The organism is Pseudoduganella sp. R-43, from assembly GCF_049913255.1.
Taxonomy (GTDB): domain Bacteria; phylum Pseudomonadota; class Gammaproteobacteria; order Burkholderiales; family Burkholderiaceae_D; genus Rugamonas.
Window position 1 is genome coordinate 43,116 of the sequence record NZ_CP183988.1, and the last position, 22,304, is coordinate 65,419.

At 65.2% G+C, this 22,304-nt stretch carries 19 protein-coding genes; 4 read left to right on the forward strand and 15 right to left on the reverse strand.

The window, feature by feature from the left end; translation table 11 throughout:
- Positions 1-41 precede the first annotated feature (41 nt).
- Both ACN9M3_RS00195 and ACN9M3_RS00200 read right to left on the reverse strand, forming a co-directional pair.
- Positions 42-2,237 carry a molybdopterin cofactor-binding domain-containing protein gene (locus ACN9M3_RS00195; protein ID WP_426319804.1) on the reverse strand — a complete coding sequence of 732 codons (2,196 nt, stop codon included), beginning with the start codon at positions 2,235-2,237 and terminating at the stop codon, positions 42-44.
- On the reverse strand, positions 2,234-2,728 hold the full coding sequence (locus ACN9M3_RS00200) for a (2Fe-2S)-binding protein (protein WP_426319806.1): 495 nt from the start codon (positions 2,726-2,728) through the stop codon (positions 2,234-2,236). The genes ACN9M3_RS00195 and ACN9M3_RS00200 overlap by 4 nt, the downstream gene beginning before the upstream one ends.
- A 167-nt stretch (positions 2,729-2,895) precedes the next feature.
- Between ACN9M3_RS00200 and ACN9M3_RS00205 the strand changes: the two genes are divergently transcribed.
- Positions 2,896-3,498: an OmpW/AlkL family protein gene (locus tag ACN9M3_RS00205; protein WP_426319808.1), complete on the forward strand. Its 603-nt coding sequence runs from the start codon at positions 2,896-2,898 to the stop codon at positions 3,496-3,498.
- A 10-nt stretch (positions 3,499-3,508) separates the two neighbouring features.
- On the opposite strand, the gene ACN9M3_RS00210 is transcribed toward ACN9M3_RS00205, so the two are convergent.
- Genes ACN9M3_RS00210 through ACN9M3_RS00230 form a run of 5 tightly spaced genes read right to left on the reverse strand, consistent with a single transcriptional unit; the run spans position 3,509 to position 10,174 of the window.
- A complete protein-coding gene (locus ACN9M3_RS00210; protein ID WP_426319810.1) occupies positions 3,509-3,979 on the reverse strand; it encodes a DUF2244 domain-containing protein in 471 nt (156 codons plus the stop codon).
- 9 nt (positions 3,980-3,988) lie between these two features.
- A complete protein-coding gene (locus tag ACN9M3_RS00215; RefSeq protein WP_426319812.1) occupies positions 3,989-5,209 on the reverse strand; it encodes a hybrid sensor histidine kinase/response regulator in 1,221 nt (406 codons plus the stop codon).
- The gene (locus ACN9M3_RS00220; protein ID WP_426319814.1) at positions 5,209-5,814 is read right to left on the reverse strand and encodes a chemotaxis protein CheB; all 606 of its coding nucleotides are present in this window, start codon (positions 5,812-5,814) and stop codon (positions 5,209-5,211) included. Before ACN9M3_RS00220 ends, ACN9M3_RS00215 begins: the two co-directional genes overlap by 1 nt.
- On the reverse strand, positions 5,814-6,644 hold the full coding sequence (locus tag ACN9M3_RS00225) for a CheR family methyltransferase (protein ID WP_426319816.1): 831 nt from the start codon (positions 6,642-6,644) through the stop codon (positions 5,814-5,816). The genes ACN9M3_RS00220 and ACN9M3_RS00225 overlap by 1 nt, the downstream gene beginning before the upstream one ends.
- A complete protein-coding gene (locus ACN9M3_RS00230; protein ID WP_426319818.1) occupies positions 6,644-10,174 on the reverse strand; it encodes a response regulator in 3,531 nt (1,176 codons plus the stop codon). Before ACN9M3_RS00230 ends, ACN9M3_RS00225 begins: the two co-directional genes overlap by 1 nt.
- Positions 10,175-10,287: 113 nt before the next feature.
- Here ACN9M3_RS00230 and ACN9M3_RS00235 point away from each other — a divergent pair, with 113 nt between their 5' ends.
- On the forward strand, positions 10,288-10,737 hold the full coding sequence (locus ACN9M3_RS00235; protein WP_426166440.1) for a hypothetical protein: 450 nt from the start codon (positions 10,288-10,290) through the stop codon (positions 10,735-10,737).
- A gap of 9 nt (positions 10,738-10,746) precedes the next feature.
- On the opposite strand, the gene ACN9M3_RS00240 is transcribed toward ACN9M3_RS00235, so the two are convergent.
- Entirely contained in the window at positions 10,747-11,682 is a 936-nt protein-coding gene (locus tag ACN9M3_RS00240) for a zinc-dependent alcohol dehydrogenase family protein (RefSeq protein ID WP_426319820.1), read from the reverse strand.
- A gap of 108 nt (positions 11,683-11,790) precedes the next feature.
- Here ACN9M3_RS00240 and ACN9M3_RS00245 point away from each other — a divergent pair, with 108 nt between their 5' ends.
- Positions 11,791-12,669, forward strand: a complete 879-nt coding sequence (locus ACN9M3_RS00245; protein ID WP_426172352.1) for a LysR family transcriptional regulator — start codon at positions 11,791-11,793, stop codon at positions 12,667-12,669.
- Here the strand turns inward: ACN9M3_RS00245 and ACN9M3_RS00250 are convergent.
- Positions 12,666-13,667: an aldo/keto reductase gene (locus ACN9M3_RS00250; RefSeq protein WP_426319822.1), complete on the reverse strand. Its 1,002-nt coding sequence runs from the start codon at positions 13,665-13,667 to the stop codon at positions 12,666-12,668. The two genes, ACN9M3_RS00245 and ACN9M3_RS00250, sit on opposite strands and share 4 nt — an antisense overlap.
- Before the next feature lie 101 nt (positions 13,668-13,768).
- Here ACN9M3_RS00250 and ACN9M3_RS00255 point away from each other — a divergent pair, with 101 nt between their 5' ends.
- Positions 13,769-14,662 carry a LysR family transcriptional regulator gene (locus tag ACN9M3_RS00255; protein WP_426319824.1) on the forward strand — a complete coding sequence of 298 codons (894 nt, stop codon included), beginning with the start codon at positions 13,769-13,771 and terminating at the stop codon, positions 14,660-14,662.
- Positions 14,663-14,732: 70 nt separating this feature from the next.
- Here the strand turns inward: ACN9M3_RS00255 and ACN9M3_RS00260 are convergent, their stop codons facing one another.
- From ACN9M3_RS00260 to ACN9M3_RS00285, 6 genes are all read right to left on the reverse strand, one after another.
- Positions 14,733-16,094, reverse strand: a complete 1,362-nt coding sequence (locus ACN9M3_RS00260) for a thioredoxin family protein (RefSeq protein ID WP_426319826.1) — start codon at positions 16,092-16,094, stop codon at positions 14,733-14,735.
- A gap of 3 nt (positions 16,095-16,097) precedes the next feature.
- Positions 16,098-16,664 carry a GTP cyclohydrolase I FolE gene (gene folE / locus ACN9M3_RS00265; protein ID WP_426166450.1) on the reverse strand — a complete coding sequence of 189 codons (567 nt, stop codon included), beginning with the start codon at positions 16,662-16,664 and terminating at the stop codon, positions 16,098-16,100.
- Positions 16,665-16,713: 49 nt separating this feature from the next.
- On the reverse strand, positions 16,714-17,526 hold the full coding sequence (gene nudC / locus ACN9M3_RS00270; RefSeq protein ID WP_426319828.1) for an NAD(+) diphosphatase: 813 nt from the start codon (positions 17,524-17,526) through the stop codon (positions 16,714-16,716).
- A gap of 45 nt (positions 17,527-17,571) precedes the next feature.
- The gene (locus ACN9M3_RS00275) at positions 17,572-18,333 is read right to left on the reverse strand and encodes a hypothetical protein (RefSeq protein ID WP_426319830.1); all 762 of its coding nucleotides are present in this window, start codon (positions 18,331-18,333) and stop codon (positions 17,572-17,574) included.
- A 75-nt stretch (positions 18,334-18,408) separates the two neighbouring features.
- On the reverse strand, positions 18,409-19,479 hold the full coding sequence (locus ACN9M3_RS00280; protein ID WP_426319832.1) for a hypothetical protein: 1,071 nt from the start codon (positions 19,477-19,479) through the stop codon (positions 18,409-18,411).
- The gene (locus ACN9M3_RS00285) at positions 19,476-22,289 is read right to left on the reverse strand and encodes a DUF4132 domain-containing protein (protein WP_426319834.1); all 2,814 of its coding nucleotides are present in this window, start codon (positions 22,287-22,289) and stop codon (positions 19,476-19,478) included. The genes ACN9M3_RS00280 and ACN9M3_RS00285 overlap by 4 nt, the downstream gene beginning before the upstream one ends.
- Between the last annotated feature and the right edge of the window lie 15 nt (positions 22,290-22,304).

Genomic DNA, 22,304 nt, shown 5'->3' on the forward strand with positions numbered 1-22,304 from the left:
TGACCCAGTCTGCTCGCGGGCCGCGGACTGGCGGCATTTCTTTATGCCTTTTTCAGGCTGTGGTTCTTCAGTGGGAGGTCGCGGATGCGCTTGCCTGTGGCGGCGAAGATGGCGTTCAACACTGCGGGGGCGGCGACGGCGATCGTCGGCTCGCCTACGCCTCCCCAGAAGCCGCCGCTTGGCATCACGACCGTTTCGACTTTCGGCATTTCGTCCATCTTCAGCACGTTGTAGGTGTCGAAGTTGGTTTGCTCTGCTGCGCCGTCCTTGATCGTGATCTCGCCGTAGAGCGCTGCGCTCAGGCCGTAGACGAAGCTGCCTTCCACTTGCGCTTCGATCTGCTGCGGGTTCACGGCGTGGCCTGGGTCGGTGGCGGCGACGATGCGGTGGATCTTCAGCTTGCCGTCCTTGCTGACCGAGACTTCCGCCACGGCGGCGACGTAGCTGCCGAAACCCATGGTTTGCGCGATGCCGCGGTAGATGCCTTTCTTCGGCGGCTTGGACCAGCCGGCTTTCTCGGCCACCGCGTTCAGGACTGCCAGGTGTTTCGGGCTGTCCTTCATCAGCTTGCGGCGCAGGGCCAGCGGGTCCTGTTTCGTGGCGTGCGCGATTTCGTCGAGGAAGCATTCGACGTAGATCGTGTTCTGGTTCAGGTTCACGCCGCGCCAGAAGCCTGGCGGCACGGCGGGGTTGCGCATGGCGTGGTCGATCAGCAGGTTCGGGATGGTGTAGCCGAACGAGGCTTCCGGGCCGGGCGGGTTCAGGCCCTGGAAGACTGCAGGGTCCTTGCCGTCCTTGACGTTCTGCGGGAACAGCGCGGCGAGGATCGATTGGCCGGCGATGCGCATGTGCAGCGAGGTTACCTCGCCTTTGGCGTCCAGGCCTGCGGTCAGCTTGCACTGGGTGACCGGGTGGTAGCGGCCGTGCTGCATGTCTTCTTCGCGGGTCCAGATCAATTTGATCGGCGTGCCCGGCATTTCCCTGGCGATCTTCACGACCTGGGTTACCCAGTCGTGCGTGGCGCCGCGCCGTCCGAAACCGCCGCCGAGATGCAGCTTGGTCACGTCGCATTTGGACTGCGGCAGGCCGGCTGCCTCGCTGGTCGCGGCCAGGGCGGCTTCGCCGTTCTGCGTCGGGGTCCAGACGTCGCAACGCTCCGGCGTCCACACGGCGGTGGCGTTCATCACCTCCATGGTGGCGTGGTTCTGGTGGGGGTAGCTGTAGACGGCTTCGATCTTGCGGTGGGCGCGGGCCAGGGCGGCCTTGGCGTCGCCGTTGCTGTTGCCGACTGCCGCTTCCGGTGCATCCAGGCCGGCCTTGATCCAGGCGGCGGTGTCCTTGCTGTTCATGCCGGAGTTGGGGCCTTTGTCCCATTCGATCGGCAGGGCGTCCAGGGCGCTGCGGGCGCGCCACCAGGTGTCGGCCACCACGGCCACGGCGCTGTCGCCGACCTGCAGCACTTTCTTCACGCCGGGCTTGCCGGCAATGGCGGCGGCGTCGAAGCTTTTTACCTTGCCGCCGAAGACCGGGCAGTCCTTGATCGCTGCGTTCAGCATGCCGGGCAGCTTGAAGTCCATGCCGTAGACCTGCTTGCCGGTGGTCTTGTCGACCGTGTCCAGGCGCGCCAGGCGCTTGCCTGCCAGCTTCCAGTCTTTCGGATCTTTCAGCTTGATGTCGGCAGCGGCGGGCGCCTGCAGCTTGCCTGCTGCGTCGGCGACCTTGCCGTAGGTGAGCGTGCGGCCGGACGGCGTGTGGGTGATCACGCTTTTCGCGGCCGCGCATTCGGCGGCCGGCACGCCCCACTGGGCGGCGGCGGCCTGCACCAGCATCATGCGGGCTGCGGCGCCGCCCTTGCGGACGTATTCATGCGATTCGCGCACGCCGCGGCTGCCGCCGGTGGAGAAGCTGCCCCAGACGCGATTGCGCGCCAGCTGGCGGCCGGGCGACGGGTATTCGGTGGTGACCTTGCTCCAGTCGCCATCCAGTTCTTCCACCACCAGTTGCGCCAGGCCGGTCAGCGTGCCCTGGCCCATCTCGGAACGGGCGATGCGGACCACGATGGTGTCGTCCGGCTTGACCACGACCCAGGCGTTGATCTCGGGCGCATCCGGTGCCGCGGCGGCCTGCGCCTGCTGCGCTTCTGCGAACGGGATATGGAAGCCGAACATCAGGCCTGCGGTGGCGCCCAGCGAGCGGCCGAGGAAGCTGCGACGGGAATGAGAAACTGCGGCGCTCATGCTTTGCTCCCTTCCACGATGTCCAGGCCTGCGGTCTTCACGTCGCCGCCCCTGGCGATCACGTGGATGGCCTTGCGCACGCGGTTATAGGTGCCGCAGCGGCAGATATTGGTCATCGCCGCGTCGATGTCGGCGTCGGTCGGGTTCTTCTTCTGCTTCAGCAGCGCGGCGGCGGCCATGATCATGCCGGACTGGCAGAAGCCGCATTGCGGCACGTCCAGCGCGGCCCAGGCCTTTTGCACGGGATGGCTGCCGTCCAGGCTCAGGCCTTCGATGGTGACGATCTTCTGGTCGGCCGTCACGGTGGAGACAGGGCGCACGCAGCTGCGCGTCGGTTCGCCGTCAATGTGCACGGTGCAGGCGCCGCATTGCGCCACGCCGCAGCCGTATTTGGTACCGGTGAGTCCCAGCTGTTCGCGGATCACCCACAACAGGGGCGTATCTTCTTCGGCCTCGAACTCGCGTACCTGGCCATTGACGTGCAATTTCATTTCCTGCCTCCGGGGATAGGGTGGGATGTGAATTCGCGAATCTTACTCTCGTTTTAGCTAACTTGTGTTCGTTCGGGCAATTTTGACTTAGGTCAAAGATTTTGCTGCGTCGCATCAATAGACTTTTACTTACCGAATATCAATGACCACATGAAAGAGGTAGTGAAATGAAGAAAGCGATTTTGGCAGTTGTCCTGGGTAGCGTGGCGTTTGGTGCAATGGCACAGGAAACGCCTTGGCAAGTGCGCGCACGTGCCGTGCACATCAACCCCGCAGACAAGTCCGACCCGATTGCCGGCGTGGGCCCATCCGACCTGATCACCGTCAGCAGCAAGACCATTCCGGAAGTGGATATTTCCTACTTCTTCACCCCGAATATCTCCGCCGAGCTGGTGCTGACCTATCCGCAGAAGCACACCGTGTATGTGGCTGGCGAATCCGCCGGCACGTTCAAGCACCTGCCGCCGACCCTGCTGGCGCAGTACCACTTCACCCCATCCTCGCAGCTCAGCCCTTACCTGGGCGTGGGCGTGAACTGGACCACCTTCTCCAAGAACAAGATCCTGGACGGCCAGGGCAGCCTGGAACACGACAGCTTCGGCCTGGCCCTGCAGGCTGGCGTGGACTGCAAGCTGGACAAGAACTGGTCGCTCAACCTGGACATCAAGAAAGTGCAGATCCGCAGCGACGTGCTGCTTGCCGGCACCAAGGTCAGCAAGGTCAAGGTTGACCCGGTCATGTTCGGCGTGGGCGTAGGCTACCGCTTCTGACGGCTGGCACCTAGTTGCTGAACAAGCCGCCCTGCACTTCCGCGCGCAGCTCCTGGGCCAGCGCGCGGCGGCGCGGGTCGGTGGCGAAGTAGCCGATATCGACTGCGACGCCATTCGATTCAAGGTGAATCAGGTCGCCGTAGCGGGCGGGCATCTGCAGCCGGAGGAAGTAGAGTTCGAGCTGCGTCACGCTCATTTTGCCGGCGGAGACCTGCTCCACCAGCAGCTTGCCGTTGGCGAGCACGATGTGTTCATAGTCCGTGGCATGGCGGGCGAAGTAAAGGAAGGCGGCCGCCACGGCCGTCATCTCCAGCACGGTGAACAACAGCACCTGCCACATGCCCATGATCACAAAGCCGGTGGCAACCGCAAACGAGAGCAGGCACATCAGGGCATAAGCCATCCCCATCTGCTGGGGCGACAATGAGCAATTGCGCCGCAGTAGCCATTCCCTGCGTTCCCTGAGCAAGTCCCGGTTCATGGGGACATTCTAGGCACAACTCGCTGGCAAAGGCAAAATGTCCTTGGTGCTTCCCGTGCCCGGCGTGGGCTTTTCGTCGGCGCGCGGCAACGTGAAGATGAAGGTGGCGCCTTCGTTCGGCTTGCTGCGGGCCGAGAGCGTGCCGCCGTGGGCTTCGGCCAGCTGGCGCGAGATGTAGAGGCCCAGGCCCAGGCCGGCCGGCATGCCTTCCATCTTTCCGCGTTCGAAGGGTTCGAAGATTTTCGGCAGCACTTCCTCGGGGATGCCGACGCCCTGGTCGATCACCTCGATACGGGCGTTCTGGCTGTCGGCATGCAGGCGCACGTCGACCGGCTTTCCGCCGCCGTAGCGCAGGGCGTTGTTAATCAGGTTGACGATGACCTGCTCCACGCGGAACTCGTCCCAGCACCCGGCCACGGGCTGCACGATCGACAGGCGCAGTTCGCTGTGCATGTCGGCGGCTTGGTGCGACAGGTCGCCGACGATGCGCTGCAGCAGCGCCTCCAGGTCGACGCGGGCCGGGCGGATCGACAGCTTGCCGGCGCGGATGCGCGATACGTCGAGCATATCGTCGATCAGGCGCACCATGGCGTGGATCTGGCGCATGTCGCGCGCCACCATGCGTTCCAGCTGCTCCGGCGCGAAGTGGTCCATGTTGCCGCGTTCGAGCTGCAGCTTGCGCATCTGCGCTTCCAGGTACAGGGTGTTGAGCGGCGTGCGCAGCTCGTGCGCCACCATGGACATGAACTGGTCGCGCATTTCCAGCGCGCGTTGCAGTTCCTGCTGCACGGCGTTCAGCTCGCGCACCGTGGCCTCGCGCTGTTCGACGATCTGCCGCACTTCCTGCTTTTGGCGGAACAGGTCGACAAAGACATTGACCTTGCTTTTCACCGCCTCCGGATCGAGCGGCTTGTAGAGGAAGTCCACCGCGCCCGCTTCGTAGCCCTTGAAGGCGTAATTCAGCTCCTTGCCGGCGGCGCTCACGAAGACGATCGGGATATGGCGCGTCTTGCCGGTGCCGCGCATCAGTTCAGCCAGTTCAAAGCCGTCCATGCCCGGCATCTGCACGTCGACGATGGCCAGCGCGAATTCATGTTCGAGCAACAGGGCGAGCGCCTCTTCGCCGGTACGGGCCTGGTAGATCACGCGGTCGTCGGCGCGCACCAGGGCATTCAGCGCGCGCAGGTTTTCCGGCAAGTCGTCCACCAGCAGGACATTGGTCGGTTCCATCAGTGCTTCTCCAGCATCAGCAATAGTTGCTTGATTTGTTCCAGCGGCAACACCAGGTCCGGCTGGCGCACGCGGATGGCCTCCAGCGGCATCACGCCGACATTGGCTTCTTCCGGGTCCTGCACCACCGTCAGGCCGCCCGCCTTGCCAATGGCGGCCATGCCTTGCGCGCCGTCGTCATTGGCGCCGGTCAGCAGCATGCCCGCCAGGCGTGATCCATACACGTCTGCCGCTGATTCCATAGTAATGTCGATTGCGGGACGTGCAAAGTGCAACGGTGCGTCGCAGCTCAGCGAAAAGCTGCGTTCATTTTCAAGCAACAGGTGGTAACCGGCTGGCGCAAAATACAGGGTACCCGGAATGATGTCTTCCTTGTCGCCCGCTTCGCGCACCGGTACCTGCACCCGTTGTTGGAAGACGTCCACCAGCTGGTTTTGGCGACCGCTCCTCACATGCAGCACCACCACGATCGGCAGGCGGTAACCGCGCGGCAGTGCCGGCAGCACCTGGATCAAGGCGTTCACGCCGCCGGCCGACGCGCCAATGACGATCGCCTCCGTGGTTCGGCCTCGCACAGCCATGTCCAGCGCAGGGTCGGTTTGCATTATTTTTTCCTGAACAGGCGGTCGCGCTTGGCGAGCACTTCAAACCGGGAAGCGTAAGTGGAGAAGTCGATGCTCTCCTTGCTGCCCAGCCCCAGGAAGCCGCGATGGCAAAGCGACTCGTGGAACAGCCCGAGGGCCCGTTCCTGCAGCTTCTTGTTGAAGTAGATCATCACGTTGCGACAGCTGATGAATTGGGTTTCGGCGAACACCGAGTCGGTAGCCAGGCTATGGTCGGCGAAGGTGACGTTTTCGCACAGCGAGCGGTCGAACAGGGCGGCGTTGTAGGCGGCCGTGTAGTAGTCGGAGAAAGCGCGCTTGCCGCCGGCCGCCTGGTAATTGGCGGTGTAGGTGCGCATGTTCTCGAGCGGGAAAACGCCTTTCCTGGCTTTTTCCAGCGATTGCGGGTTGATGTCGGTCGCGTAAATGAGGCTGCGCTCCAGCAGGCCTTCTTCCTTCAGCAGGATGGCGAGCGAATACACTTCCTCGCCGGTGCTGCAGCCCGCGACCCAGATCTTCAGCGAGGGGTAGGTTCCGAGCACCGGGGTCACATGCTCGCGCAGGCCGATGTAGTACGTGGGGTCGCGGAACATTTCCGTGACGGGGATGGTCAGGTATTGCAGCAGCTGGCTGAAGGCGTTGGGCTCGTGCAGCACGCGCGATTGCAGCTGCGAGACGGTGGCGCAGCCCATTTCACCCATGGCGTGCAACACGCGGCGTTTCTGCGAAGCGCCGGTGTAGTCGCGGAAGTCGTAGCTGTACCTGAGGAAGATCGCCTCCATCAGCATGCGCAGCTCGATGTCGACGCTGCCGATTTGTGCGCCGTCGCTCATCACACCGTGTCCAGGGCAGGCATCCACACGCGGAGCAATGAATACAGGCGCGACAGGTCGATCGGCTTGGCCAGGTAGTCGTTGGCGCCGGCGGCCAGGCATTGCTCCTGGTCGTCCTTCATGGCCTTGGCGGTGATGGCGATCACCGGCAGGCGGGCGAAGCGCGGGTCGGCGCGCAGGCGGCGCGTGGCTTCCAGGCCGTCCATGCCGGGCATCATGATGTCCATCAGCACCAGGTCGATGTCGGGCACGGCATCGAGCTTGTCGAGGGCTTCTTGGCCATTGCGGGCGATTTCCACCAGGGCTCCCTGTTGTTCGATGGCGCTGGTCAGGGCGAAGATGTTGCGCACGTCGTCGTCCACCAGCAGGATGCGGCGGCCTTCGAAGACGCGGTCGCGGCTGCGCACTGCCTTCAGCATGGTTTGCCGTTCGCTGGAGAGCTGGGACTCGACCTTGTGCAGGAACAGGGTGACTTCGTCCAGCAGGCGCTCCGGCGAGCGGGCGCCCTTGATGATGATGGAGCGCGAGTATTTCGACAGCTCCGCTTCTTCGGCGCGCGTCATGCTACGTCCAGTATAGACAATCACCGGCGGAAAGCTGGCGATCTCCTGCTGCGACATGTGCTGCAGCAGTTCGCTGCCTTGCATGTCGGGAAGTTTCAGGTCCATGATCATGCAGTCGAAGATGGTGGCGCGGAGCTGCTCCAGCGCTTCGGCGCCGCTGGAGACGGCTGCGATGGCGATGTCCTCGTCTTCGATCAGCTTGACCATGCTGTCGCGCTGGCGGGCGTCGTCTTCCACCAGCAGGATGTGCTTGATCTTTTGCGTGAAGCGGCGCTCCAGGCGCTCGAACACGGCCAGCAGCTGGCTGCGCCCGGCGGGCTTGTGCACAAAGCCGATGGCGCCCAGGTGCAGGGCTGCTTCGCCGCTGTCGGCGCCGCTGATCACATGCACGGGAATGTGGCGGGTTTGCGGGTTGTCTTTCAGCATTTGCAGCACCGACAGGCCAGAACGGTCGGGCAGGCGGATGTCGAGCATGACGGCTTGCGGCTGGTGTTCTTCGGCCAGCTTCAGGCCTTCCTCGGCGGTGAAGGCGACCAGGGCGCGATAATTCGATTCGTGCGCCAGGTCGTACAGGATGCGGGCGAAGTCGGGGTCGTCTTCGATGATCAGCACTTTGCGCTCCGGCGGCGGGGCGGCGGCGCGGTCGTCGTCGAAGGGGCGCAGCGGGGCGCCGGCCTCGCCCGGACCGGCGGCGGCGATCGGCAGGTCGCCCGGCATCGATAGCGGCGCGGTTGCGGCGACAGGCGGTGCGGCGGCGGGCCCGCTAGGCGGTGCGTCCGCACGGCCTGCCGGCTGCAGCGCCGCGTCGCCGGGCGGCGCAGCTACCGCCCACTGCGTCGGCAACAGCAAAGTGAAGGTGCTGCCCTGCCCTTCCACGCTGGACAACTCGACTTCCCCGCCCAGCAAGCGCGCCAGGTCGCGCGAAATCGACAAGCCCAGGCCGGTCCCGCCAAAGCGCCGGCTTGGCGTGCCGTCGCCCTGCTGGAAGGCATCGAAGATCGCGCCCTGCTGCTCGGCCGGAACGCCGACGCCGGTATCGATGACGGCAAAGCGCAGCAAGCCCGCCTCGCCCGGCGACACGCGCAGGATCACCTTGCCGCGATCGGTGAACTTGACCGCGTTGCACAACAGGTTCTTGAGGATCTGCTCCAGCCGCTGCCGGTCGGTATAGACCTTTTCCGGCAGGCCGGGCAAAAGGTCGACCACGAACTCGAGCTGCTTTTCCCGCGCCAGCGGGACAAAGGCCGCCTGCAGGGAATCGATCATCGCCTGCAAGGCCACTTCTTCCGGCGCCAGTTCCAGCTTGCCCGCCTCCACCTTGGAGATATCGAGGATATCGTTGATCAGCGCCAGCAGGTCGTTGCCGGCGTTGTAGATGGTCTGCGCAAACCGCACCTGCTCCTCATCCAGGTTGCCCTGCGCGTTGTCGGCCAGCAGCTTGGCCAGGATCATGGAACTGTTCAACGGCGTGCGCAGTTCGTGCGACATGTTCGCCAGGAACTGCGACTTGTATTCGCTGGCCCGCTCCAGGTCGCGCGCCCGCGCCTCCACGTCGACGCGCGCCGCGGCCAGGGCGGCATTGCGCTGGTCCAGCATTTCCGCTTGCAGCTCCAGCTTCTGGTTGCTCTGCTCCAGTTCCAGCTTCTGCGTTTCCAGGCTGACCTGCGAGCGCTCCAGCACGCGCGACTGCTCCTCCAGTTCCTCGTTGGCGGTACGCAGCTCCTCCTGCTGCACCTGCAATTCCTCGTTCAGCGACTGCGTTTCGGCCAGCACCTCGGCCAGGCGCTGGCGGGCAACGGTCGCCTCGATCGCCATGCCGACATTGCCCGCGACCAGTTCGAGGAAGTCCAGCTCGCGCCGCCCCACTTCGCGCAGGAAGCCCAGCTCCACCACGCCGTTCACCCGGCCATCGCTATGCACCGGCAGCAGCACAAGCTGTTGCGGCATGCCGTCGCCCAGCGACGAAGACACCTTGATATAGCCGGCCGGCAGCTGCGCCATGTGCACGGCGCGCCGCGTGCGCGCAGCCTGGCCCACCAGGCCTTCACCCGGCAGCAAATGCTGCCCCTTCGCCTCATCCTCCTGGCGGAAGCCATGGGCCGCCGTGCGCTCCAGCGATCCATCCGGCTTGACCACGTAGAACGAGGCCACCGCCACGTCCAGGTAGCGCGCCATGAAGTCCAGCAGCGTCGACGACAGCAGCGGCAAGGCCATCTGGCCTATGCCCTGCTCGGCCAGCTGGCTCTGGCCCTCGCGCAGCCAGGCCTGGTGCTGCAACTGGTAAGCATGCGTGTGCTGCTCCTGCAGCGCATCGCGATAGACGTCCGACAGCCGCATCAGGTCGCGCCGCCCGAGCCACGCCAGCAGGCTGCTCACCGCCAGGCTGACGGCAAGGAAGATCGCCACTGTCCAGAAGCCCACCACGCGCACCGCCTCGCCGCGATTGGCGCGCTCCCGCTCTTCATGCGCGATGAACGCGCGGAACTGTTCGCGCAGGTCTTCCAGGGCCGCCTTGGCGGCGCCGGCGCGCAACATGCCGAGGTAGTCGCCCTGCTGGCGGCGGGTTGCGATCATCTGGTCCGCCGCACGCATCCACGCCTGGTGCTGGGCGCGGATCTGGCGCAGGCGCTCGACCTGGGTGGAGTCGTCCTCCACCAGTTCGCGCAGCGACTCGGAAGAGGCCTCGAAACGCGGGCGCGCGGCAATGTAGGGAGCAAGATAGGCATCATCACCTGTCAGCAGGAAGCCGCGCATGCCGCTTTCCATGTCGACCGCCAGCTTGCGCAATTCCTGCGCATTGCCGATCGCGCGCTCGGTGGATTCCACCGCGCTCCATGTACTCATCAGGTAGGCGAACAGCACAACGAAAATGCCGGCAGCAACGATCCCGCCGAGCAGCGGGACCTTCACATTCCGGTTGAGGATTCGGCGAAAGCCCTGGTCATCGATGGTCGAACTTCTTTGCATTGAAATGGTCAGACAGTCATCGGAAGCTCCCAGTGTACGCCTACGGCGGAGCTTGCGCGGCAATCGTGCGCGGAGGCTATAATTGCTTTCAAACCAATCACTTCCTTTCGCCCATGCGCAAAATCCTGACTGTCGTGCCGCTGTTATTGCTGGCTGGCTGCGTTAATGATTCCGCAACCTTCTATGCGGACGGCACGCGCGAACATACGCTGACCGTGCGGCGGCAGCAGGAATTTTTCTGGAAGGAAGATGCGCAGTACACGCTGATGGCCGCGCGACTGCCGGAATGCCAGCGGGCGATTTCCTTGGGCGAGATGCCGCTGGAAGGACTGGAGTTCGAGTTGTTCGCCAGCGGCGACAATGTCTGGAGCCTGCGCGCCGGAAAGTATGTCTGGCAGGTGGAAACCCAGGGCTGCACCCTGGTCGCCGAGGGCGGCAATACCACCGCCAGCGGAACCAAGCTGGGGACTTACGTGGCGGAGAGCAAGAAGTCGAAGATGCGTTTCGACGCGGAGGCTGCGCCGGCTGGCGCCTCGGCCGATGCTCCGCCCGCGCCGCAATAGCCGCCCTGCTCAGGCAATATTTACCACTACTTTACCTCCCCCGGCTGCTGCATGCGCGTGGTTCGCTTGCGCGAGCGTGAAGCGCTCGGCATTCAACTGCACCGACAGCTTACCTGCATCGACCAGCCGCGCGGCCTCGCGCAGGATGGCGCCATGCGCCGCGCGCCCCTTGCCCGACAACAGGGGCAGCAGGGTGAATACGCCGGAATAGCTGGCTGCCCGGAACGACAGCGGCGCCAGGGCATGGGTACCCCAGCCAAGGGCACTGACCACGTGCCCGCCGTACTCGCGAACCACGCGAAACGATGCATCCAGCACTTCGCCGCCGACCGTGTCGTACACGATGTCGAATTCCTCGCCTTCGGCCTGCTCGATGAAGCGCGCCCCAAGGGCTTCGATCGCTTCGCGCTGGCCGGCACGGCCGGTTGCCGCAACCTGGGCGCCAAAGGCCAGCGCGAGCTGCACGACCATGCGGCCAACACCGCCTGCGCCGCCCTGCACCAGCACCGACTGGCCGGCCTGTACGCGCGCCCGGTCCACCAGCCCTTCCCATGCGGTGATGAAGGCCAGCGGCAGGGCTGCCGCTTCGCGCAGGCCGATGGTGCGTGGCGCATGTGCCAGCAGGTCGGCGTCGACAGCAGCATATTCGGCCAGAGAGCCCTGCACGCCACCCACGCCTCCCGTCATGCCGAATACGGCGTCGCCCGGGGCGAATGCGGTAACGCCAGGGCCGGCCGCCTCCACCACGCCCGCCATGTCGATGCCCAGCACCGCCGGCAACGGCATGCGCGCATGGGCAGCCTTTCCGGCGGCGATCTTGAGGTCGAGCGGATTGACGGCGCTGGCATGGATGCGTACCAGCACCTGACCTGCCGCCGCTACCGGCTTGGCGATTTCGGCTTGGACCAGCGGCTGGCCGGCCGCTTTGAGAATCATGGCTTTCATGGCGAGGGCTCCTGTGGGTTTCGATGACTGGCAGTGTAGGCATTGGCAGGCGCCGGAAAAACAGGGGCTGGCTGCAAACAGAATCCACGAATTGTGGATAATGGCGTGATGGACAAACTTGATGCCTTGCGCGTCTTTTGCGCGGTAGTGGAAACCGGTGGCTTCTCGCGCGCAGCGGAAAGGCTGGGCATTTCGACATCGTCCGTCACCGCGCAAGTCAATGCGCTGGAGGCCCACTTCGAGGTCAAGCTGTTGAACCGCACGACGCGCAGCATGTCGCTCACTGGCGAAGGGCGCGAGTGCTACGAGCAGGCGCAGCGCCTGCTGTCCGGAATGGAAGAGCTGGAGGCGAACCTGCAGCATGCGGCCCGCGAGCCGCGCGGCACCTTGCGCGTCAACATGCCCGGCCTGGTGTCACGGATCTACGTGGCGCCGGCATTGCCGCGCTTCCTCGCTCGCCATCCCGGCATTGTGCTCCAGGCCAGCGCCAGCGACCGCCTGGTCGATATGGTGGAGGAAGGATACGACGTGCTCTTGCGGCTGGGCGAAATCGGCGATGAGCGCCTGATCGCGCGGCAATTGCTGCAAACACGCTTCATTTGCTGCGCATCCCCGGCCTTCATCGCGCAACATGGCACCCCTTCGACACCGGGCGAACTGGCAGGATTCGCGTGCCTGCAATTCATCCTGCCGCGCGCCGGCCGCCTGCGCGCGTGGCGGTTCTCGGATGGCCTGGCGTTCACGCCGCCGGCGCGCGCCGCGTTCGACCATGTGGATTCCCTGGTCGAAGCATGCAAGGCCGGCGCCGGCATTGGCCAGTTCCTGTCGCTTTCGGTGGAAGGGGAGCTGCGCAGCGGCGCCCTGGTTCCGCTGCTCGCCGACTACCAGGCGCCCGGCCCCGCATTGACCGCGCTGTACCAGCAGCGGCACCAGCGAGCGGCCAAGGTGCTGGCGTTCGTCGACTTCCTTGGCGAGGTTTTCGCCTAGGCGGCCTTTTCACTGTCGAGGTGGGAAAGCTGGTAGTCGTTGTAGCGGCCGCCGGCTGCGGCGCCTTGCGGCACGATCAGCTCCAGCGCTGCCAGGTCGGATTGCAGCAGCACCGCGTCGAGCGCGCCCAGCGCTTCCTGCAGGCGGGTACGGGTGCGGGCGCCGACCAGGGGCACGATATCGGTGCCCTGCGCCATCACCCAGGCAATCGCCAACTGCGCCACGCTGATGCCCTTGGCCTGCGCCACCGCCCGCATGCGTTCCACCAGTTCCAGGTTGTGCTTCAGGTTATCGCCCTGGAAGCGTGGGCTGTGCAGGCCGCGGTAATCCTGCTCGCCTTCGCGCTGCGCGCTCCAGTGGCCGCTGATCAGGCCACGCGACAGCACGCCGTATGCGGTGATGCCGACGCCCAGTTCCCGCGCCGTTTGCAGCAAGCCGTTTTCGATGCCGCGCGAGATCATCGAGTATTCGATCTGCACGTCGGCGATCGGGTGCACGGCATGGGCGCGGCGCAGCGTGTCGGCATTCACTTCGGACAGGCCGATGTGACGTACATGGCCCTTGCGCACCTGCTCCGCGATGGCGCCGACGGTGTCCTCGATCGGCGTGGCGGGGTCCAGGCGGGACGGGCGGTAGATGTCGATGTAGTCGGTGCCCAGGCGGCGCAGCGAATAGGCCAGGAAATTGGCCACGGCCTGCGGGCGCGAGTCGTAGCCGATAAAGCCGCCGTCCGGGTCGCGCAGGGCGCCGAACTTCACGCTGACCTGCACCTGCTCGCGGTGGCGGCCCTGCAGCGCCTCGCCCAGCAGCATTTCATTGTGGCCCATGCCGTAAAAGTCGCCGGTGTCGAGCAAGGTGACGCCGGCATCCAGCGCGGCGTGGATGGTGGCCAGGCTTTCGGCGCGGTCGGCCGGGCCGTACAGGTCGGACATGCCCATCAGGCCGAGGCCGAGTTGGGAAGTTTGCGGGCCGGTGCTGCCAAGTTTGCGGGTTTCCATGCGTGCTCTCCAGGTGGGGTTTCGATGGGAACCATTGTGCTATTATCGAATCCAACAATAAATGCCTCGTTTATTACATCTTTATTCGGCAATAGATAACAATGGACCAGTTCAAGGCCATGCAGGTCTTCCTGGCGGTGGCCGACAGCAAGAGCTTCACCCAGGCCGCCGAACAGCTCGACCTGCCGCGCCCCACCGTGACCAATGCCGTGCAGGCCATCGAGCAGCAGCTCGGCGTGCGGCTGCTCCAGCGCACCACGCGCAAGGTCAGCCTGACGGTGGAGGGGCAGCTGTATGTGGAGCGCTGCCGTGCGCTGCTCAATGAACTGGAGGACATCAATGCCCTGTTCCTGTCCGATGGCCGCAAGCCTTCCGGCACGATCCGGGTCGACCTGCCGGAGCGAATCTCGCGCTTGAGCGTGATTCCTGCGCTGCCGGACTTCTTCTCGCGCTACCCGGAGATCAAGATCCGGGTCGGGGCCAATGACCGCATGGTCGACCTGGTGGGGGAAGGCATCGATTGCGCGGTACGGGCGGGGGTGTTGCGGGACTCCACCCTGGTGGCCAGGCCGCTGGGGGCGATGGTGCAGGTGAACGTGGCGTCGCCTTCTTACCTGGCGGCGCATGGGACGCCGCGGACGCTGGAGGATTTGCGCGAGCATTGGGCGGTCAATTACTTTTCCAGCCAGACCGGGCGCGACCTGCCCTGGGAGTACGTGGTGGATGGGGAGGTCAGGACGCTGTCGGTGCGCAGCAGGGTGTCGGTGGGGAGTTCGGAGGCTTACCTGGGGGCTTGCCGGGCGGGGATCGGGCTGGCGCAGATTCCGTTGCCGGGGATTGAGCACTTGCTCGCCAGCGGGGAGCTGGTGGAGGTGCTGCCGGCGTGGCGGCCGGCGCCGTTGCCGGTGTCGATCATTTACTCGCACAACCGGCATCTGTCGCCGCGGGTGCGGGTGTTTGTGGATTGGCTGGCGGAGGTCTTGCGGCTGGGCTGATTTGACCCCTGGTACGCGACGGCCGCGTATCGGTGTCTGACCCTGTGGGTCAGACACCGGTTTACCGGTTTTAGATACCCGCCCGCAAAGCGTCAACCAACGCAAGCCCCGCCGGCAGCTTCGCCACCAGCTTCTGCGCCTGCGTCAGGTTACGCTGCTTGAACCCATCCGGCGCATTGGCAAAATCCTGCCCCAGCGCCGCGGCCGCAGCTTCGATACGCGCGGTATCGCCCGGCGTGGTATCGATCAGCGCCAAGAGGTAGGTCGCCCCCCACTGGATACGCGTCGCCGGCCCGACCGCCGAACGCCACGCCTTCTCATACCAATCCAGCATGCCCGGCAGGTCGCCGCGCCGCTTGGCCGCCGATGCAAGGCTCAACTTGAAGTAATACGGCGCATGCGATTCCACCAGCACCGACTGCAGCAAAGCTTCCGCCTCCGCATGCAGCCCCGCATCATTCAGCGCGCTGACCGCCGTGTTGACCAGCGTATGCCGCCCATACTTGTCATCCACCAGCGCCAGCGCCTGCTGCACACGGGTACGCACAAGCTGCGGCAAGCCTTCCGCCACATGGCCCATGCGCGACATGCGCACCTGCAAGCGCACCGCAGTCAGGCGGTCCGGCGCCGACAACCACATGTCCTCGGCCCATACCTGAGCGGCACCGGCCATGGCAGCCGCCAGTTCAGCGTGGCGCGCCGGCGCAGCGCGCACCAGCTGGTGGCCGCTGTTGCCGAAGATGTCCATATTGGCGCGCGCAACGCGCTCGTCGCCCAGCACCTTCAACAGGAATTCAGGCGACGAGGCATCGACCACGCGGCCGGCCTGCGCCACCATCGCATGCAGGCGCAGGCGCACGGCGGCATCTTCCACCTGGCGCGCCGCAGCCGGCGCCTCGCCGGTCACGGCGGCGGCAGCCAGTTGCGACAGGGTGGTCAGCGTCACGCCCAGGTCGCGCCCTTGCAGCAGCACGCCTTCATCGGTATCCCACGAGTAGTTCGACAGCAGCGTCCATTCGGACGGCGACAGGGCACGCTTGCCATCCAGCGCAGCAGCCATCGACTCGCCCGCCGTATGGCCGGCAAAACGCGCCGCCATCAGGGCCTCGCCAAACAGTTCGCCATCGAGTTCGCACGGCAGACGGGTGATCTCGCTGCCATCCGGACGGTACATCACCATGGTCGGATAGCTGCGCAGCTTCAGGCGCGCCGCCAGTGCCTGCGCGTTCGGGCTGTCGCCATCGAGCTGCATCGCCACCATGCTTTGCAGCCTGGCCTGGAAATCTTCGCGGCCGAAGATTTCGTACTTGACCCGGTTGCACGGCGGGCACCACACGGCGCCCCAGTACAGGAACAGCGGACGGCCGGCAGCGCGGGCTGCCTCCAGTGCGGCGTCGAAATCGCCTTCGAACCATTCGATAGCGTTAGCCATGGATCAGGACTCGCGAGCCAGTGCCAGGAATTCGGTGCGCATCGCCAGGTTCGGCTGCAGCTCGCCCAGCATGGCGGAGGTCACGGTCTCTTCGCCGGCGGTGCGGATGCCGCGCGACTCCATGCACAGGTGGCGGCACTTGACCACCACGCCCACGGCCTTCGGTTCCAGCACTTGCATCAGCGCTTCGGCGATCTGCATGGTCATGCGTTCCTGCACCTGCAGGCGCTTGGAGAACACGTCCACCAGGCGGGTCAGCTTGGACAAACCGACAATCTTGCCATTCGGGACATACCCCACGGTGGCCTTGCCGAAGAATGGCGCCAGGTGGTGCTCGCAATGGCTGTACACCGGGATGTTCTTCACGACGATCAGCTCGTTGTACTGCTCGGCGCCATCCTCGAAAGCCTTCAGCACTTCCGCCGGGTCCTGGCCGTAGCCCGACACCCAGTGCTTCCACGCCTTGTGGACGCGGTGCGGGGTTTCGATCAGGCCTGGACGGTCCGGGTCTTCGCCCAGGTGCTCCAGCAGGCGGCGCCAGTCGGCTTCGGTGAATACTTCTTTAGTCATGATTGCAAGAACCGTGAAATGTGGAATCTAATCCACCAGTATACAGCGTTCAGGGTCGGTTCGCTGCCAGCAGCTCGCTGGCGATGGAAACCGTATGCGTCAGTGCCGGCCACTCATCTTCGGGGCCAAACCAGCGCGCATCGCTGATTTCGCTGGGGTCGGTGACGATCTCGCCGTCCAGGTATTCGGCGGTGAAGGCGATCATCAGCGAATGCGGGAAAGGCCAGGACTGGCTGCCGAAGTATTTGAGATTGTGCACGCGCAGGCCGACTTCCTCGAACACTTCGCGGTGCACTGCTTCTTCCACCGATTCGCCGGCTTCCAGGAAGCCCGCCAGCGCCGTGTAGCGCTTGTACGGCGAATTGGCGTGCGCCGCCAGCAGGCGCTGCCTGCCCTTCCTGATCAGCACCATCATGGCAGGCGAAATGCGCGGGTACGCAAGGTGGCTGCAGGCGGTGCAGCGCATGGCGCGCTCGCCGGGCGCCAGCAGCATCGGCGAGCCGCAGGCGCCGCAAAAGCGGTGCGTGCGCGCCCATTCGGCGATCTGGTAGCCGCGCCCGGCCACGCCGAGCAAGCCATCGTCGACGGCGCCGAACAGTGCGCGCAGGCCGACGTAGGCGTGGCCCTCCAGCGGCGGGGTGTCGTGCGGCGCCTGCGCGACCTGCCAGTAGCGCCCTTCCCAGGTGCCGAGCGGCATCGCGCCGGCCAGTTCCAGGCCGGCGGCAAGCAGTTCCGCGTGCGGCGGCAGGGCCAGGCTCTCCTCCCGCAACAGCAGCCGGTCTTTGTGGAAGACCAGCGTCTGGATGTTTTCAGCAGGAGCTGGCTGGATCAGGGGCAGGAAACCGGCGGGGGTCTGTAGCATGGCGTTCAATATAGTCCTGGCAACAGGGCGATCATACTTGAACTTCTAGCGCCGCGAGCGAATGGCCTCGAGCACCTGGGCTGCCGTCAGCTTCTTGCCGATCTTGTGGCCGGCCTGCTTGTATTCACGCAAGGCGCGCTCGAGCTCGGCTTCGCTCGGCTTCACCGGCGCCAGGGATTTCGCCAGCAGCGGCAGGATTTCCTTGCGCATGAAGCGCGGCCCCGAGGCGATGAGCTGCCAGATCAGCAGGCCAAAGCCGGCCACCAGGCCCAGCAGGAAGCCCGGCGGACCATAGCTTGACGATATGGCCGAGCCAATGACAGGCAAGACAAAGCACAGGCCGATGCCGCCGGCGATTGCCAGCGCCACCCCGCCATCCATATGCGTGGTGGCGAAGTGCCGTTCCACCTTGGGCGACAACAGGTTGATCGGGGAGTAGATCAGCCCCAGGCGCTCTTCTTCCGACAGCAGGTGCGGTGCGGTCTTGACGCGCACTTCGAGGGCCAGGCGCTGTTCCAGGGCCTCATCCAGGCCGGGGTGGGTCTCGCGCTTCAGGGTTTCCATGGGACCGGAGCTCTTCGAGACGCGGGCATAGGCATTCACGTCGGCATCGCTGAACGCGCCGCAACTGGTGCAGGTGCGCTGGTGCCCGACCAGCTTGCCCTCGCCGAAGCTGATGTAATACACGTGGCCGGCCGAGCCGAGGCGCGTCATGCGGAAGGCGCGCGGCACCCTGCAAACGCCGCAGAAGTCCGCGACATATCCCACTGTGCGGCGCGTAATCTTGCGCCCCCAGACAATGAACACGATCTTTTCCTTTGGGAAATAAATATCAAATCATGAATGACCGTGTATTTTCTGTCAATTACAAATATTACATAACTACTTTTTTTGTCGCATCAGCGCCAACGGCAGGCCCACCAGCATAGCCAGCCAGGGGAAGCGGACGATGATGTGCGATACGGCGACCACCAGCACACTGAGTACCGCAATCGCGGCGGCGAGGCCGATGCGGCGCGTCCACTTGCCTTCCGCCGGTGGCTGCGCTGCGCCGACGGGCGCCAGGTTCAGGGGCGCGGCCCGAGCCGAAGGCGCGACCGGCGCTTGCTCGGGCGCCGGCGGCGGCTGGAGCAGGCGTGCGCCGGCATGCTGCGTGGCCGTTGCGCTGCCGATATTGGCGGCGCGCAGCAGGACTTCAGCGACCCAGCTATCGAGACGCTCGCCCCAGTGCCGCATGGCTGCCGCGCCCGCCTCGTCCATGTAGTGGTAGCTGCTGTTTTCGTTCTTGGAATTGGTGTCGTTTGCGAATTTTCCCTGCTTGTGGACCAGCGTCGCCAGCACCCGGTGCGCCAGCGAGTCGGCGCCGTGGGCGACGAACAGCGGCATCCTGGCCCACTCAGCGCTCGCCCTGGTTTCGGCACAAAAAGGCGCGGCCGGCACCGCGTCGGAAGGCACCGGGGCCGCGAGATCGGCGGCGATCTCGGCGGCCAGCTTCTTCCAGTCCGTATGCGGCACCTCGAGCACGCCCGGCCGCTCCTCCAGGTACAGGTAGCAATCGACGTCGCCGGCATGGCTGGCGGCGCTGGGAACACGCTGGCTGCCGTCATTCCACGCGGCCCGTTCCTTGCCAACGGCCCAGAGCTGGTAGCGGTCGGGAAAATGGACCGCCACCACATGCCGGCTCCAGTCCATGGCCGGCAAGGCGGCGATGCCAAGCCCCGTTGCCGGATGCAGTGACAGCCGCGTGGCCCCGGCTTGGGCCAGCGTGGCCAGCCACAGGGGGAAGTCGTCGGCCAGCAAGGCGTTCCCGCTGCGGTCGCGGAACTGCAGCCGCGCGCCAAAGAAAATCCCATGCTGGTACCAGTCCTCGAGCGCAAGCTTCTTGCGCAGGAAGGCGCTGCCATGACTGACCAGGGCCACCTGGCGCTGGATAGACTCCCGTTCGCAGCTCATTGAGTCCAGTTCATCTGGTGCAGGTCGCGCTGGATCTCGCTCACCAGCAGCGGCGACAGGGAACGCCAGGACGCTCCGCCCAGCCCGCAACGCGTGATCGTATGGATCGCCGCCGGATCGGCAGGTCCACCGACGAACCACTCCCCTTCCAGGGCGAGGCAGACCGTCTGCCCGCCGTCGAGCGTCTTGGTGAACGAGCCGATGCAGCCGCCATCGCCGACTTCGCGCTCCCAGCCGCGGTTTTCCAGTCCCAGCAGGGCGCCCGTGCTGACTTTGCGGTCCCGCCATTCGGGCAGGATGCTGCCGTCGAGCGTCGCCTCGTCCAGGCGGTAAGTGGCGCGGCCCAGTTGTTCGAAGGGCTGCAGGATGTCGTAATCGGCGAACAACTGCGCAAACGCCTGCGCGTCGGCATCCGCCAGTTCGAGGCGGTGCGGGATGCCTATCCTGGCGTCCTGCGGCAGTTGCACGGCGCTGTCGTCGACGCCGGCATAACTCAGGTCTTCGGCAACCCGGAACAGGATAAGCAAGCTGCCGCCCGCATCGTAGGCGCCCCACGCCAGCCGCGAGACCAGGTGGCGCAGCAAGGGATGGCGCACCAGCAGGGTTTCGAACTCTTCCACCGTCCAGCGCCGCTGCTTGCACATGGCGCTTTCCAGGCGAGCGACCTGGGTGCTGGCGACGTTCTTCGCCTGCTTCTTGAGGTCCTTGTAGCGCTGGGAGGCGGCCTTGGCGATCGCTTCATCGTCCTTGCTGTTCGGCTTGGGCAAGTCCTTGATGCGCTTGCCGTCGCTGTCGCACACATAGGGCAGCAGGTGTTCGTCGAAGCGCACGATGAAGGAACGCGGGCCGAAATCGAGCGCCAGTCGGCCGGTTTCGTCCAGGCCCAGGTCCGGCACTGTGCGGTCGGCCAACTGCTCCATGCTGAGGCCACGCTGCTGCGCGAGGTCTTGCATCATTTCTTCGGCACGCTCCTGCAGATCGTTGTAGCGGGTCTGTTCGCTCAACTGGTGCAGGTACATCAAGGCGACGTCGGAACCGATCTGCACCAGCATTTCCATCGCATCGTAGGCGCGCACGCGGATCAGCGCGGCGCGCCACTGCTTCAGCGCCACGTTCAGCTGGCGGGCGGTTTCGTCATTGCCGATCACGCCCTGCATCCAGAAGATCCAGCGCTCCTTGGGCGGCGTTTCGCTGTCGCGCCACCATTCGAACAAGGCTTGCCCGAACCTGGCGAGCGAGCCTGGCGTCAGCGCCTCACGCAACGCGAGCAGCCCGCTGGACGGGGCGTCCTGCTTGGACAGCGCCATCATGGTCAGCACGTGCGGTACCGCGTCGAGCGGCAGCGCCTTGCCGTTCGACGTGAGGTACAGGCGCGGCAGGCCGGGCACGTGCAGGCTCTTTGGCGGCGTCGGCAGCTTGTCCGGCAGCCATTCGCGCTGCGGCTCGGACAGCATGATGCGCAGCGCCTCCGCCGCAGCGTCGCCGTAGCGTGCTGCCTGTGCCGCCAGCACCGCCTCGTGGCCGTTGCCGGCAAGGTAGCGCAAGGCGTTCTGTGCGATGAAGCGCTCGCCGGGATCTTGCCCGACTGCCGCAGGCAGCAGTCCGCGTGCGGCGGCGGCCGGGTAGGCAAGCAGCCAGTCGCCGGCGGCATCCTTGACCCAACGGTTTGCGTAGAAGGCCCGTGCGACGTACAGCGCGATCTGGTCCCACTCCAGGCACGCGGCCAGCGTCATCGAACTTAGCGATGCGGTCGGAAAGACGCGCGTGAAAGCCGGCAGGCCGTCCTGGCCCATCCACGCAAACACCGCGGCCATCTGGCTGGAGTAGCGCAAGCGTGAAGCGGGAATATTGCAAAAGACCGAGCTGGCCAGTTTCGGCGGCAAGGCCTTCAGATAATTTGCCGTGTACCAGCCATAGACGGACGACTCCGCGAAATCGCCTTCGCTCACGGTTTCAGTCGCGATGGCACGCTCGATTGCGCCAGGCTCGATGCCGATAATCCAAAGCACCTTGCGCGGAAGATCCCATGCTGCGGTTTCCGGCGGCAAGTAGGTATTCAGGTACTTGAGCGCGTACTCGTCGGGATCGTTCAGTTCCAGGCCGTCGCTGCCGGACCATTTCGACCAATGGAAGCACGGCGCGTCATGCATTGCCTGCAATGCCAGCACCGGCACGCGGGAAGGCTCGCGGTTCGACCAGGGCAGCTCGCGCAGCACCAGTGGAAGGTCCGCCGGCGCCGCTTCTTCCGCCGCATCGGCAACTTCGAGCAAACGCTCCAGCGCATTCGCCTGCGCTTCGTCGGCCTGCTTCCGCAACAGCGGCAGGCAGGCCGGGTCCTGGCCAAGGATTTCCTGGATCAGCAAGGCAGCCGGCTGCTTTTTCGACGGATTCACATCGAGCAGCTTGCGCAGAACCACGATCGGCCATTTCTTCGCCTGTTTCAGGACCAGCGGCCGAAACTCTGCGCTGCGATGCCGTTCGACCACCGCGTCGACAGCCTGCTCGCTGTGGATGTTCAGCAGCGCCGTCTGCACCGCCGGCGGGCTGTAGCGCTTCGATTCGATCCAGTCCACGAACAGCGGCAAGGCATCCACGCCGTGCAATTGCAAGAGGCGGAAAGCTGACGGTACCCAGTTTTCCTTGCCCATCAGCGCCTTGTGCTGGGCAAGGCCGTCCTCGAAGCTGGCGCCAGGCGGGAACAGGCCCGCTTCGCCGACGAAAAGATCAAGCCATTCCTGCATGCCCTTCGTCCAGTGGACTTTGCCGTCAGGCGCTGCCAACAAGGGATCGGTCTTTGTTCTTCGTGCCACGATAGCTCCCGGGTT

Coding starts and splice junctions, on each gene's coding strand:
- ACN9M3_RS00195 (WP_426319804.1), bottom strand. CDS start 2,237: ATGAGCGCCGCAGTTTCTCATTCCCGTCGCAGCTTCCTCGGCCGCTCG.
- ACN9M3_RS00200 (WP_426319806.1), bottom strand. CDS start 2,728: ATGAAATTGCACGTCAATGGCCAGGTACGCGAGTTCGAGGCCGAAGAA.
- ACN9M3_RS00205 (WP_426319808.1), top strand. CDS start 2,896: ATGAAGAAAGCGATTTTGGCAGTTGTCCTGGGTAGCGTGGCGTTTGGT.
- ACN9M3_RS00210 (WP_426319810.1), bottom strand. CDS start 3,979: ATGAACCGGGACTTGCTCAGGGAACGCAGGGAATGGCTACTGCGGCGC.
- ACN9M3_RS00215 (WP_426319812.1), bottom strand. CDS start 5,209: ATGGAACCGACCAATGTCCTGCTGGTGGACGACTTGCCGGAAAACCTG.
- ACN9M3_RS00220 (WP_426319814.1), bottom strand. CDS start 5,814: ATGCAAACCGACCCTGCGCTGGACATGGCTGTGCGAGGCCGAACCACG.
- ACN9M3_RS00225 (WP_426319816.1), bottom strand. CDS start 6,644: ATGAGCGACGGCGCACAAATCGGCAGCGTCGACATCGAGCTGCGCATG.
- ACN9M3_RS00230 (WP_426319818.1), bottom strand. CDS start 10,174: ATGCAAAGAAGTTCGACCATCGATGACCAGGGCTTTCGCCGAATCCTC.
- ACN9M3_RS00235 (WP_426166440.1), top strand. CDS start 10,288: ATGCGCAAAATCCTGACTGTCGTGCCGCTGTTATTGCTGGCTGGCTGC.
- ACN9M3_RS00240 (WP_426319820.1), bottom strand. CDS start 11,682: ATGAAAGCCATGATTCTCAAAGCGGCCGGCCAGCCGCTGGTCCAAGCC.
- ACN9M3_RS00245 (WP_426172352.1), top strand. CDS start 11,791: ATGGACAAACTTGATGCCTTGCGCGTCTTTTGCGCGGTAGTGGAAACC.
- ACN9M3_RS00250 (WP_426319822.1), bottom strand. CDS start 13,667: ATGGAAACCCGCAAACTTGGCAGCACCGGCCCGCAAACTTCCCAACTC.
- ACN9M3_RS00255 (WP_426319824.1), top strand. CDS start 13,769: ATGGACCAGTTCAAGGCCATGCAGGTCTTCCTGGCGGTGGCCGACAGC.
- ACN9M3_RS00260 (WP_426319826.1), bottom strand. CDS start 16,094: ATGGCTAACGCTATCGAATGGTTCGAAGGCGATTTCGACGCCGCACTG.
- folE (WP_426166450.1), bottom strand. CDS start 16,664: ATGACTAAAGAAGTATTCACCGAAGCCGACTGGCGCCGCCTGCTGGAG.
- nudC (WP_426319828.1), bottom strand. CDS start 17,526: ATGCTACAGACCCCCGCCGGTTTCCTGCCCCTGATCCAGCCAGCTCCT.
- ACN9M3_RS00280 (WP_426319832.1), bottom strand. CDS start 19,479: ATGAGCTGCGAACGGGAGTCTATCCAGCGCCAGGTGGCCCTGGTCAGT.